Consider the following 13,451-nt stretch of genomic DNA (forward strand, 5'->3'; position numbering starts at 1 on the left):
TTTGGATGATAACAATTATTGAGGAGCCAACCATGTTAGAGATTTTCTTTGTTATCGGTTTTTTCATCATGCTGATGGTGACCGGTATTTCCCTGCTGGGCATTTTAGGTGCTTTGCTGGTTGCGGCTGCTTTTATGATGGTCGGTGGGTTATTTGTGATGATGATTAAGTTATTACCGTGGCTGATTTTAGCCGTTGCGATTGTATGGATCTGGCGCGCTATGCAGAATCCGACTATTCGTCGCTACTAATATAATTGATGGAATATCGATCGGCTTCTGTCGGCTAAATGGCAGAAAGTACAAAATGTTAAGATAAGTTTTTCTTGTGTAAACCACATGAAATAAATGCAACTGAAGAAAAGTTGAACAGAGGTTTTGCGGTTGTGATCACAGCTTGAAACATTTATCCGCTAATTTGCGGTTAAAGCGTTTTTTTTGCCTGAACTGGCTGCTAGGATGCGAATCGATAGTTTCTTGTATCAATATTTTCATCTTCGCCGGGAATAACAATAGTGGCATAAGCCGCACTCTTTCCCGTCGGAATACACTGCTGTACCCCTACACTGTATCAATGCGTTATAAAAAAGGGTTCCTTTGCGGGAACCCTTTTTTACTGGCTGAAATCAGGATAATTGCCGAAAATAAACGTCAGTTAATCGTTAGTTTCCAGGAATGAGAAGGCTGGAGCCGGTGGTTTTCCTGCCTTCCAGCATCAGGTGCGCCCGTTGGGCTTGACTCAGTGGAAACTTCTGCTCTGGTGCTACATCGACGTTAATCGCGCCGCAGGCAATCAGTGAGAATAGCTCGCTGCTGGCCTGCTCAAGTTCCTGCCGATTGGTAACATACCAATTTAGCGATGGCCGAGTAACATAAAGTCCGCCTTTCTGGTTGAGAATACCTAAATCCACGCCGGTAACCGGGCCGGAAGCGTTACCGAAACTTACGAGTAAGCCGCGCTTTTGCAGGCTGCTGAGTGAATCAATCCAAGTGCTTTTTCCGACGGAATCATAAACAACCTTTACTTTTTCCCCTTGAGTCAGCTCGATAACCCGTTGCGAGATATTTTCTTTAGCGTAGTTTATTGTGGCCCAGGCTCCTGCCGCTTTTGCCAACTCGGCTTTTTCGTCAGAGCCTACGGTTCCAATCAGTCTGGCTCCCAGCGCTTTTGCCCATTGGCAGGCAATCAGCCCGACGCCACCGGCGGCAGCGTGAAACAGGAAGGTTTCTCCTGGTTTGATTTCGTAGGTTTGACGTAGCAAATATTGCACCGTCAACCCTTTCAGAAATGAGGCCGCTGCTTGCTCAAAAGAAATGTTATCTGGCAACAGAGCGATCTTTTCGGCTGGAACATTATGAATTTCACTGTAAGCACCAAGGGCTGATTGTGCATACACCACGCGATCACCTACTTTTAAAGTGCTCACCGCCGAACCGACCTTTTTGATAACTCCCGCCCCTTCGGTTCCCAAGCTGCTTGGAAGCTGGGCTGGCGGGTATAAACCGCTGCGGATGTAGGTATCAATATAGTTAATGCCGATGGCTTTATTTTCCACCTGCACCTCATGTTCTTCCGGATCCTTTGGCGTAAAATCAATATATTGCAACACATCGGGACCGCCGGTTGTGGAAAACTGAATACGCTTGGCCATGTGAAATCCTCATAATGGAAGTCATTTAACCCTACAGCTAAGATGTTGGCGGTTCCACCTTTATAACCATGAGGCTAATACCGATATGCGATAGCTAATTCAACGGGTATATAATTACTCGCTGCCTATCATCGCGTATACTGGGTCGTTATATTTTCTATTCTCAACCGGGTAAAGAACACTCTTCATGGCAGGAAAAAAACCAACCAACAATACGACAGAGCCACGAGACCGCCAGATGGAAGGGCTGAAACTCCCGCCTCATTCGCTGGAGGCAGAGCAGTCCGTGTTGGGCGGTTTGATGCTGGATAACGAACGCTGGGACAACGTTTCCGAACGAGTTACCAGCAACGATTTCTTCAGTCGCCCTCATCGCCGGATCTTTACTGAAATGCAACGCTTGCTGGAAATGAGCAAGCCGATCGACTTGATCACTCTTTCCGAATCATTGGAACAGAAAGGGGATCTGGAGTCCGTCGGCGGTTTTGCTTATCTGGCCGAGTTGTCAAAAAATACGCCAAGTGCGGCGAACATCGGCGCTTATGCCGATATTGTTCGTGAACGTGCAGTAGTACGCGAAATGATTTCGGTCGCAAACGAGATCGCTGATGCCGGTTACGATCCTCAAGGGCGTACCAGTGAAGATCTACTGGATCTGGCCGAATCCAAGGTATTCCAGATTGCGGAAAACCGCGTCAATAAAGATGAAGGTCCGAAAAGTATCGACCGGATTCTGGAAGATACCGTTGCGCGTATTGAGCAACTTTATCAGCGCCCGCATGATGGCGTGACCGGCGTTTCTACCGGCTATCAGGATTTGGATAAGAAAACCGCGGGTTTACAGAAATCAGATTTGATCATCGTGGCGGCGCGTCCGTCGATGGGTAAAACCACTTTCGCCATGAACCTTTGCGAAAACGCGGCAATGATGCAGGACAAACCGGTGCTTATCTTCAGTCTGGAGATGCCCGGAAACCAGATTATGATGCGTATGCTCGCGTCCCTGTCTCGCGTCGATCAAACCCGCATTCGTACCGGTCAGTTGGATGATGAGGATTGGGCGCGTATTTCCAGCACCATGGGTATTCTGCTGGAAAAACGCAATATGTATATTGATGACTCTTCGGGCCTGACGCCGACGGAAGTGCGCTCGCGAGCGCGGCGAATTTACCGTGAAAACGGTGGCCTGAGCATGATTATGATCGACTACCTGCAATTGATGCGGGTACCTGCGCTTTCTGATAACCGTACTTTGGAAATTGCGGAAATTTCTCGCTCCCTCAAGGCGTTGGCGAAAGAACTACAGGTACCGGTGGTGGCGCTTTCTCAGCTTAACCGAAGCCTGGAGCAGCGTGCCGATAAGCGGCCGGTGAACTCCGACTTACGTGAATCTGGCTCGATTGAGCAGGATGCCGACTTGATCATGTTTATTTATCGCGATGAGGTTTATCACGAAAATAGCGATATGAAGGGCATCGCAGAAATCATTTTGGGTAAACAACGTAATGGTCCGATCGGTTCGGTTCGTTTGACCTTCAACGGTCAGTGGTCGCGCTTTGATAATTATGCCGGTCCGCAATACGACGACGAATAATCCCCAGCGAATCTGGAGTTTTAAGGTAGTTAGTTAACGTTCATTTACATGAATTTCTTGCTTAATTCAGCTTATTAGGTGGTTCGTCTTCAATTGAGCTGAAGCTCCAATTTTCTTGGGTACATATTGATAATTAAGGATAGAAAATGAAAGCGGCAACCGCAGTAATCGACCGCCGCGCTCTGCGACATAACTTGCAACAGGTTCGGCGTCTGGCGCCGCAAAGCCGCCTGATTGCCGTTGTGAAAGCAAACGCTTATGGCCACGGGCTGTTAGAAACTGCGCGCACGTTACAAGATGCTGATTGTTATGGCGTCGCTCGTATCGGAGAGGCACTTATGCTGCGCTCCGGCGGGATCGTGAAACCTATCTTATTGCTGGAAGGTTTCTTTTCCGCTGAGGATTTACCGGTATTAGTGGTCAATCATATCGAAACGGCCATCCACAGCGTTGAGCAATTGGAAGCATTAGAACAGGCAGATTTACCTTATCCGATTAATGTCTGGATGAAACTGGATACCGGAATGCATCGTCTGGGTGTGCGTCCGGAGGAGGCCGAAGCGTTTTATCAGCGCCTGAGCGCTTGCTCGAATGTGGTTCAGCCGGTGAATATTATGAGCCACTTTAGCCGCGCAGATGAACCGGAAGTCTCGGCAACAACACTGCAAATTCAGTGCATTGATGAGTTTGCCACTGGGAAACCGGGTAAACAGTCAATTGCCGCGTCCGGCGGAATCTTGCTGTGGCCGGAATCCCATCGCGATTGGGTTCGCCCAGGCATTATATTGTATGGTGTTTCCCCGATGGAGCAGAAAACCGGAGCCGATTTTGGTCTGCAACCGGTGATGACGCTGAAATCCAGTCTGATTGCGGTACGCGAGCATAAAACCGGTGAACCGGTTGGCTACGGTGGAACCTGGATCAGCCCGCGGGATACGCGTTTAGGCGTAGTGGCGATGGGCTACGGCGATGGCTATCCGCGAAGCGCGCCGTCCGGCACGCCGGTGTGGGTGAATGGTCGCGAAGTGCCACTCGTTGGACGAGTTTCTATGGATATGATTTCTGTCGATCTCGGCCCGGATTCTAGGGATAAAGTGGGTGATGAAGTGGAGCTATGGGGAGCGGATTTGCCAGTGGAAAAAGTGGCTATCGCTACCGGTATCAGCGCTTATGAATTGATTACCAAACTAACGTCTCGCGTATCAATGGAATATATCGGCGAATAGTTTCACCGAGCATGATTTAGCAAGTCATCTGAAGGCGCGGCATAGCGATATGTGCGCCTTTTTCGTTTTAGTCAGAGCCGAATACCTCACTGATTATTATTTTCTCATTCCTGAGTTTTTTAGAGAGAGAATCCTAATAATTACATTATAAAACATGAGGTAAAGTTATTTATTACTTTCAGTAAACGCTTTTATTCCTGAGTAGCCTGGCAGGGTAAGTTAGTGCTATTTTGGTTGCACCTAATTAAGGAGAGTAATGCCGTGTTCCAGAATGTAGATGCCTATGCAGGTGATCCCATCCTTTCGCTGATGGAAAGTTTTAAAGCCGATACCAGAGAGCATAAAGTTAACCTGAGTATTGGGCTTTATTACGATGCTCAGGGTGTGATCCCGCAATTGCAGGCGGTAGCCACAGCGGAAGCGCAAATGAGCGCTCAGCCACAGGCTGCGTCGGTCTATTTACCGATGGAAGGTTTGCAGGCTTATCGTTCTGCTATTCAGCATTTGCTGTTTGGGCAAGATCACCCGATGCTGGAACAAAGTCGTATAGCCACTATTCAAACCGTAGGGGGGTCTGGCGCGTTGAATGTAGGGGCTGATTTCCTGTACCACTACTTCCCGGATTCTCAAGTGTGGGTCAGCGATCCAACCTGGGAAAATCATATTGCAATTTTCAGCGGTGCGGGTTTTAAGGTGAACACCTATCCGTACTTTGATAATGAAAAGTTAGCCGTTAATTTCGAGGCAATGTCGGCCACTTTGCAGCAGTTACCGGCAAGAAGCATTGTGCTGTTACATCCGTGCTGCCATAACCCGACCGGCTCGGATCTGACTAACGATCAGTGGGATCAGATCATCAGGATCGCCAAAGAACGGGAATTGATCCCATTCCTCGATATTGCTTATCAAGGTTTTGGTGCTGGTCTGAATGAAGATGCCTATGCCATTCGCCAGATGGCCGCGGAAGGTTTGCCGTGTTTAGTCAGCAACTCTTTTTCTAAAATTTTCTCAATGTACGGCGAGCGTGTTGGCGGCTTATCCGTGGTATGTGAAAGCGAAGAAGCCGCAGGCCGCGTGTTGGGGCAGCTCAAAGCTACTGTTCGCCGCAACTATTCCAGCCCACCGAACTTTGGTGCGCAGGTTGTGGCTAAGGTCTTGAATGACGAAGAATTAAGCAGCCAGTGGCGCAATGAAGTCGAGCAAATGCGCACCCGTATTCTGGAAATGCGTAACACTCTGGTCGCGGCACTGAAAGTAGCGCTGCCGCAGCGTAACTTCGATTATTTGCTGACTCAACGCGGCATGTTTAGCTATACCGGTTTTACTGAACAGCAGGTGGATCGTCTGCGAGAAGAATTCGGTGTTTACCTGATCGCGAGTGGCCGTGTGTGCATGGCTGGGGTTAATCACCAAAATGTTCAGCAGGTAGCCGCTGCGTTTGCCGCCGTGCAGTAAATCCGTTTTGTTTAAATACTCAACAGATGGCGAGTGAATTTTCGCTGATCTGATTGTGTTGGGTACCTAAGGGCGATAGAGATATCGCCCTTTTCTATTGAGGAACAGAAGGTGATGGCCTATTCCTGATGCGTGGGTTGTGGTGGGATGATTAAAGAATATACTGATAGTAGGTGTCATCATTAATGCCAGGAATGTCAGGTCTATCTATCGATCACAGTAAATCTCACGGCATTACTGCATGATCAGAAAACCGGATAGCGAAAATCTAACGCTCTCTGGCTACTATTCTGAGGAAATCCGTCTTTGGAATAGTCGGTTTTTATGGCTGAATGCGGCCAGATAACAGGAGATAAGCGAATGAATAATTCGACATTACTCGAATACTGTCTGTCTAAACCGGGAGCGGAACAAAGCGATCATGAAGAGTGGCAGGCGAATCAGATTAAGGTTGGCGATGTGATGTTTGCCATGGTTAGCGAGGTACGGGGGCGTCCTGCTATTTCATTGAAAAGTAGTCCGGAATTAGCAGAACAACTGCGTGGAAAGCATCCGGAGATCGTGCCGAGTGATCACTTGAATAAAGCGCACTGGAACACGGTGTTTCTGGATGGAAAGCTGCCAAATTCTCAATTCTATGCGTTGATTGATGGCTCTTATCAATTGGTATTACAAGGTTTATCGGAACAGATTCGGCAAGAATTACGCGCTTGATCTTAGAGAGTCAGCAGAGCGGGAGGCGATGAACTCGCCCCCCGATAGCACGTTTTATTGCGCTTTTATTTACGCGCCAAAAGTGGCTTCAGGAAACGCGCGGTATGAGAAGCTTCGCACTCAGCAACGGTTTCCGGTGTACCTGATACTAAAATCTCACCGCCGCCGCTGCCCCCTTCCGGGCCAAGATCCACAATCCAGTCTGCGGTTTTAATCACGTCCAGATTATGCTCAATTACCACGATGGTATTGCCCTGATCGCGCAGCTGGTGTAATACCGCCAACAATTGCTGAATATCGGCAAAATGCAGGCCGGTAGTCGGTTCATCAAGAATATACAGGGTTTGCCCTGTGCCACGTTTGGATAGCTCGCGCGACAGTTTCACGCGCTGCGCTTCACCGCCGGACAGCGTCGTCGCTGATTGCCCCAGACAAATATAGGATAGCCCAACGTCAATAAGGGTTTGCAGCTTACGCGCCAGCGCAGGTACCGCATCAAAGAATTCCCGCGCTTCTTCGATGGTCATTTCCAATACTTCGTGAATGTTTTTGCCTTTGTATTTCACTTCCAGCGTTTCACGGTTATAGCGTTTACCTTTGCACTGATCGCAAGGGACGTAAATATCTGGCAGGAAGTGCATTTCCACCTTAATTACGCCATCGCCCTGGCAGGCTTCGCAGCGCCCACCTTTCACGTTAAAGCTGAAACGGCCTGGGTTATAGCCGCGGGTGCGAGATTCAGGAACCCCGGCGAATAATTCGCGCACAGGCGTAAAGATACCGGTATAGGTTGCCGGGTTGGAACGTGGAGTCCGGCCAATAGGACTTTGATCGATATCTATGACTTTATCGAAATGTTCCAAACCCTGAATATCACGGTATGGTGCTGGTTCGGTAATGGTAGCGCCGTTTAATTGACGCTGTGCAATGGAATACAAAGTGTCGTTAATCAGCGTTGATTTGCCCGAACCGGATACGCCGGTAATACAGCTAAACAGGCCAACCGGCAGAGTTAAGGTCACGTCTTTCAGGTTGTTGCCGGTAGCGCCGATTAGCTTCAACACCTTACTCGGATCGCCGGGAACACGCTGCGCTGGAACCGCAATTTCCCGCTTTCCGCTAAGGAACTGGCCGGTTAAGGATTCTGGAGCCGCCATAATGTCATCGACGGTTCCTTCTGCCACCACTTGCCCACCGTGAACGCCAGCGCCTGGGCCGATATCAATCACATGATCTGCGGCGCGAATCGCATCTTCGTCATGCTCTACCACAATGACGGTATTGCCCAGATTGCGCAGGTGAATCAATGTTTCCAGCAGGCGCTCGTTGTCCCGCTGATGCAAGCCGATGGACGGCTCATCCAGCACATACATGACCCCGACTAAACCGGCTCCAATCTGGCTAGCTAGGCGAATTCGCTGGGCTTCGCCGCCGGATAGCGTATCGGCGGAACGTGATAAGGAAAGGTAGTTCAGACCGACGTTGACCAAAAACTTCAGCCGGTCGCCGATCTCTTTCAGGACTTTTTCCGCAATTTGGGCGCGTTGGCCGCTTAGTTTCATATTCTGGAAGAAGGTCAGAGCGTGGCCGATGCTTAATTCGGAAATTTCCGGCAGCGTGGTGTTTTCCACAAACACATAGCGCGCTTCTCTACGTAAGCGAGTACCGTGGCAAGAAGCACAGGAGCGGTTGCTGATAAATTTCGCCAGTTCTTCCCGAACTGCGCTGGATTCCGTTTCTTTATAACGGCGTTCCATGTTGTGTAACACGCCTTCAAACGGATGACGGCGTACCGTGGTATCGCCACGATCGTTCATGTATTTGAATTCGATGCTTTCTTTGCCGGAGCCGTACAGCACTGCTTTTTGCGTTTCCGCGCTCAGGGAATTGAACGGGGCTTCAATATCAAATTTATAGTGCTCTGCCAGTGAACGCAGCATCTGGAAATAATAGAAATTGCGGCGATCCCAACCGCGAATTGCACCACCAGCCAGCGAGAGCTCAGGGTTTTGTAGCACGCGATCCGGATCGAAGAATTGTTGTACGCCTAAGCCATCACAGGTCGGGCAAGCACCGGCCGGGTTGTTAAAGGAGAACAGGCGCGGTTCCAGCTCGCTCATGCTGTAGCCACAGATTGGGCAGGCAAAATTGGCGGAGAACAGCAGTTCTTCGGCGTTTGCATCGTCCATATCGGCCACGATCGCGGTGCCGCCGGATAGCTCTAGCGCCGTTTCAAAGGATTCTGCCAGACGCTGAGCCAGATCTTCCCGCACTTTAAAACGATCCACGACCACTTCAATGGTGTGCTTTTTCTGTAGTTCCAGCTTCGGCGGATCGGAAAGATCGCAAACCTCGCCGTCGATGCGCGCGCGGATATAGCCTTGTGTCGCCAGGTTTTCCAGCGTTTTGGTGTGTTCGCCTTTGCGATCCTGCACCACCGGAGCCAGTAACATCAGACGACGACCTTCCGGCTGTGCCAGCACGTTATCAACCATTTGGCTGACGGTCTGCGCCGCCAGCGGAACATCATGATCCGGACAGCGCGGCTCCCCAACACGAGCGAACAGCAGGCGCAGGTAATCGTGAATTTCGGTAATGGTTCCGACAGTGGAACGCGGGTTATGAGACGTAGATTTTTGTTCGATAGAAATGGCCGGAGACAGACCTTCGATATGGTCAACGTCCGGTTTTTCCATCAATGACAGAAACTGGCGCGCATAGGCGGAAAGAGACTCAACGTAACGGCGCTGGCCTTCGGCATATAAGGTATCAAACGCCAGTGAAGACTTACCAGAGCCAGACAGGCCGGTGACAACAATCAGTTTGTCGCGCGGGATAATCAGGTTGATATTCTTGAGATTATGGGTGCGAGCGCCCCGAACTTCGATATTATCCATACAAACATTTCCCGGATTAAACTGAGCCTCTCACCGTGTCCTTTATTGCGCAGCCTAATGTAAAAAATGCACTTTGCAACGCCAGAAAAAGGACACGGCCAGTACGAAACGGATAATTATGACACAAAAAAACCTGAATGAATATCCAGTATATGGCTGCAATTCAGGCTGATTGTTTTGCTAAACTGGAATGTGTCCCGCAGTAACGATCGGCAGTGCCGTTTAGGCTCTAGCGTGTTAAACTTACTCGTTTATACTGTACAAATTTACTTCATCAGGAGAGTTCACATGGCCAGCAGAGGCGTAAACAAAGTGATTTTGGTCGGGAATTTGGGCCAAGACCCGGAAGTCCGTTACATGCCGAACGGTGGGGCAGTTGCCAACATCACACTGGCCACCTCCGAAAGCTGGCGTGACAAGCAAACCGGCGAGCAGAAAGAGAAAACCGAGTGGCATCGCGTAGTGCTGTTCGGCAAGCTGGCAGAAGTGGCTGGTGAATATCTGCGTAAAGGTTCACAGGTTTATATCGAAGGCGCACTGCAAACTCGCAAATGGCAGGATCAAAGCGGCCAGGAACGTTACACCACGGAAGTGGTTGTTAACGTTGGCGGCACCATGCAAATGCTGGGTGGTCGTCAAGGCGGCGGTGCTCCTGCTGGCGGCGCGCAGGGTGGTTCCAACGATGGCGCACAGGGCGGTTGGGGTCAGCCTCAGCAACCTCAGGGTGGCAATCAGTTCAGCGGCGGCCAGGCTCCACGTCAGGCGCAGTCTGCTCCAGCGCCACAGCAGCAGGGCGGCAACGAGCCACCAATGGATTTTGATGACGATATCCCGTTCTGATCCTCGGGTTCTTATCGGCGTCATCTAAAGACAGATAAAACATCAAAGCCCAGCGTAATCGCTGGGTTTTTTCGTTTCTGGCAGTTGCAATCGGATACGGGCTTTGACTGAAATGCCGCAATACGCTTTCACTTTTTTTAGAGTCTTGGTTTTGGCGCTAGAGGTTACGGGCAGATTACAGGCGTACCGGGGAGATGAATTGGCCTTCAAAGACTAATTCATCCTCTTTTTGAGAAACCGGCAATTATTTCTCTTTTTTGGCGGTTTGGAGATGACGGATCAAATCATCAATGCAGTTATTGGCAAGCATTTCTACGGCTTCGCTACGGGTGGATTCGATCAATCGGGACAGTTTATCTATTTTACGTAAGATAGATCCTTTGAGCGAAAGCGACACCGCTCGCTTTTTATCCTTATCAAGAAACACTCGACTAACCACCTCGTTGTTTTTTGACTCCGCGTGGGCGGTTAGTACTTTGGCCATACTACGTAAGGCTTTTTTATCCAGATTCCCGGGGCTAACCAGCTGATAAGAATGAGTGGCTTTGCTGTACTTTATTTCAGCTGAATAGGATTCACGCAGTTCTTTTAGCGCGCGGGTCAGCGTAGGCTCTGAACAATCAAGGGACGAAATAATTCGAATGGCAGAGACTGGTTTTCCCGAACCCAGAATATTTGCCAGTGTGAAGATTCGAGCCTGTTTTGTGCTGAGTTGCATAGTTAGTTACCGCCTGCATTCATGGTCAAGAATTCTATTGCCGGGAAGATAAAGACGGTGGACATCTTCCTGATAACCAGATGGTTTCCCGTTATCTTGCTGATGCATTTGGTTAATCCTGAGATGTTCACCGCTTCAAAGAGTAGTGCATAAATGACGACTCCGGCCAGCCTCAACAGATAATCCTGTTTCGAGCCAAGATGGTTTCCCCTGTTTTTTTGTGCCACAGGAGGCCAACCAACTCGGTATTTTCGATCTTTGCGGCGTGTATAATATCAGGAAGATCCTAAATTTAAGATAAATCAGTATGCTGTTCCCTTCAGCTGTTCTGAGTCACGGTCATGAGACGTACGCCGTCTTGCCCCGGTTCCGCACTAATACCATAAACCTGAGCGCGAGCGAGGATACCGGAGGCCCAGCGACGGTGGGTTGCGGGTTCACACATTGATCCCTGAGATTTAAATACGGCCTGGGTTGAGTTCAGGATACGTAATGCATCGGCATAATCCGTGGGTGATACCATTAAGGCCTGTTCTATCTTACTGATTTGATTAGGATGAATGGCTGTTTTCCCAACCAGACCGTGAGCCATATCAAGAGCCAGCTCTTTATTCATCACCTGATGGTCATCAATGTGTTCGCAGACCGGCGCTGTTAGGGCAAAATCCCGCGAGGAAAAAACGGCCACCAGCATCTTAATCACATAACCCATAGGGCCGTCGTACAAAGTGAAATCACGCGTTCGTCGCAAAGAAATCACATTCATCAGATCGTTGCCCCCAATACGCAAAGCAATAATACGCTGATGGCAAGGATGAGCTTGTAGCTCACTGGCAAGCTGGCGCATTTGAACGACGTCGAAAACCTCTTCGGTTTCGAGCGTGGGCATCATGCATAAATGGCTATCTCGTATGATTGCCCACCACTCGGGCAATGACGCCAAAGTGAATTTAGGCAATACCAACCCATCGATCGGGCTGAGATCCAGACTTTCCGTTAGCCATTGCCCCATTTCAATATGCCTTGGGCGAATGAAAACCAGCGGCCAATGGCTATTGCCATCAGTAGCCTTGGCCTGAGCGAGAACCGCTAGCAGCTCACGTAAATTGATTAAAGCCGTGGGAATATCAGCTTCGTTTACCGCATCTTCCAGACAGATAACCAGCGAGCGTAACCCACTAATTTTGTTATGTAAGATGGCCTCGGCAATGTCTGTGCGGGTAGCAGGCATATACAATGTCGCGCCCAAATGCCAAGGGGAGAGCCGTTTGTTCATCAGAGTACCTTTTTAATGATTGTGACTGCGCGGTATTGACCAATCTCGTCACCGACTTCGGTAATGGTTATTCCTTTCTCGCGGGCGAGATAAACCAGCAAAGCGACATCAGGGTCATTGACGGAGCGCACCAGAACATGATCAGGCACACGACGTAATACAGCGCGCGTGGCTTCGGCAATGCCGGGCTTAATACGGTTGACGCTGGAAATCTGATATTTTTCTGCCAGCGCACTGATAACTTGTGCGCTGCGCTGCTTTAGATAGGTTTTTTGCTGAGAATCCCAATCGCTGGCGGGGATGGCGGCAAGATCTAAGGTCTGGCGAGATGCCGCTACGGTATCCACCAGCTTACGGCTACATTCATATTGGCTGAGGTGATCGCATTGAACGCAGCCGTGCAGCCCTTCTGCCGACCAGATCGAGCGAGAGATTAAGCCGGAAACCGGTGCGCCCATGATGCCGAAAGGAATCAACCAATCGTCGTCGCTGGCGGCAAGCCACGAACATCCGCAGGGATCGGCCAGCACCACTAAACGAGGCTGTTCTGGATAGCCTGGCCGATCTTTTAGCGAACGCACTAACTCGCCGGTAATCGCTCCTTTCCCCGTCCAACCATCAATAAAAACAATGCCTTCGGTACCGTGGCGAGCTTCAATCCAATCTAACGCAACGGTATCAATACCGCGGTCGCGGATAATACTAATGCCGTAATGATGAGATTCCTTTCCCATTGCCCGCAGCGTTTGGTGGAGCATAACGCCCAGAGGGACACCTGCCCGCACCAGGCTGGTTAATACAATCGGCGTATCGCCGAAACGTTGAATCAAGGCCTTAGCCAGCATCACCACTTCTTTGGCAAGACGATCTGCGCCGTTATCGAGAGCGCGGGTGAATAAATCTAAGTGCCAAGAGGTTGGCTCCGGTTCCTGACTCAGCATTTCCGAATAGTGGCGTGCGCCAGACTGAATCAACCGTTCTTTTTGTTCCACCGGTGTCATTTCGATTTCGACCGGTTTCAGCAGGAAATGAACGTCTTCCGGTAGATAGGAACCGGAAAAAGGGATGAAATCATGCATA

Annotated in this window: 11 protein-coding genes; 6 read left to right on the plus strand and 5 right to left on the minus strand. The window is 49.8% G+C overall.

Features of this window, described 5'->3' with window-relative positions; translation table 11 throughout:
- Positions 1-32 precede the first annotated feature (32 nt).
- The gene (gene pspG, locus ACQ4OC_RS08655; protein ID WP_064515502.1) at positions 33-251 is read left to right on the plus strand and encodes an envelope stress response protein PspG; all 219 of its coding nucleotides are present in this window, start codon (positions 33-35) and stop codon (positions 249-251) included.
- Positions 252-661: 410 nt separating this feature from the next.
- On the opposite strand, the gene ACQ4OC_RS08660 is transcribed toward pspG, so the two are convergent.
- Positions 662-1,651: a quinone oxidoreductase gene (locus ACQ4OC_RS08660; protein ID WP_064515500.1), complete on the minus strand. Its 990-nt coding sequence runs from the start codon at positions 1,649-1,651 to the stop codon at positions 662-664.
- A 187-nt stretch (positions 1,652-1,838) separates the two neighbouring features.
- Between ACQ4OC_RS08660 and dnaB the strand changes: the two genes are divergently transcribed.
- From dnaB to ACQ4OC_RS08680, 4 genes are all read left to right on the plus strand, one after another.
- A complete protein-coding gene (gene dnaB / locus ACQ4OC_RS08665; protein ID WP_049598040.1) occupies positions 1,839-3,245 on the plus strand; it encodes a replicative DNA helicase in 1,407 nt (468 codons plus the stop codon).
- Between the two features lie 146 nt (positions 3,246-3,391).
- Positions 3,392-4,471, plus strand: coding sequence for an alanine racemase (gene alr / locus ACQ4OC_RS08670; protein WP_064515499.1), 1,080 nt, complete (start codon positions 3,392-3,394; stop codon positions 4,469-4,471).
- Between the two features lie 261 nt (positions 4,472-4,732).
- Complete coding sequence (locus ACQ4OC_RS08675; protein ID WP_064515497.1) at positions 4,733-5,926, plus strand: amino acid aminotransferase; 1,194 nt, start codon at positions 4,733-4,735, stop codon at positions 5,924-5,926.
- 360 nt (positions 5,927-6,286) lie between these two features.
- Positions 6,287-6,640 (plus strand): MmcQ/YjbR family DNA-binding protein, encoded by a 354-nt coding sequence (locus tag ACQ4OC_RS08680; protein ID WP_120805624.1) that lies wholly within the window; start codon positions 6,287-6,289, stop codon positions 6,638-6,640.
- A 65-nt stretch (positions 6,641-6,705) separates the two neighbouring features.
- On the opposite strand, the gene uvrA is transcribed toward ACQ4OC_RS08680, so the two are convergent.
- The gene (gene uvrA, locus ACQ4OC_RS08685) at positions 6,706-9,537 is read right to left on the minus strand and encodes an excinuclease ABC subunit UvrA (RefSeq protein WP_430971102.1); all 2,832 of its coding nucleotides are present in this window, start codon (positions 9,535-9,537) and stop codon (positions 6,706-6,708) included.
- A gap of 288 nt (positions 9,538-9,825) precedes the next feature.
- Between uvrA and ssb1 the strand changes: the two genes are divergently transcribed.
- Positions 9,826-10,377, plus strand: coding sequence for a single-stranded DNA-binding protein SSB1 (ssb1, locus tag ACQ4OC_RS08690; RefSeq protein ID WP_049598032.1), 552 nt, complete (start codon positions 9,826-9,828; stop codon positions 10,375-10,377).
- A 244-nt stretch (positions 10,378-10,621) separates the two neighbouring features.
- Here ssb1 and ACQ4OC_RS08695 read toward each other — a convergent pair whose 3' ends face one another.
- From ACQ4OC_RS08695 to ACQ4OC_RS08705, 3 genes are all read right to left on the minus strand, one after another.
- Positions 10,622-11,095 carry a hypothetical protein gene (locus ACQ4OC_RS08695; RefSeq protein ID WP_064515492.1) on the minus strand — a complete coding sequence of 158 codons (474 nt, stop codon included), beginning with the start codon at positions 11,093-11,095 and terminating at the stop codon, positions 10,622-10,624.
- Between the two features lie 319 nt (positions 11,096-11,414).
- Positions 11,415-12,371 (minus strand): HpcH/HpaI aldolase/citrate lyase family protein, encoded by a 957-nt coding sequence (locus ACQ4OC_RS08700; protein ID WP_064515488.1) that lies wholly within the window; start codon positions 12,369-12,371, stop codon positions 11,415-11,417.
- Positions 12,371-13,450 (minus strand): cysteine protease StiP family protein, encoded by a 1,080-nt coding sequence (locus tag ACQ4OC_RS08705; protein WP_120805628.1) that lies wholly within the window; start codon positions 13,448-13,450, stop codon positions 12,371-12,373. Before ACQ4OC_RS08705 ends, ACQ4OC_RS08700 begins: the two co-directional genes overlap by 1 nt.
- Between the last annotated feature and the right edge of the window lies 1 nt (position 13,451).

Origin of the sequence: Yersinia sp. J1, from assembly GCF_050586585.1 — a bacterium.
In the GTDB taxonomy this organism is placed as follows: Bacteria; Pseudomonadota; Gammaproteobacteria; order Enterobacterales; family Enterobacteriaceae; genus Yersinia; species Yersinia entomophaga.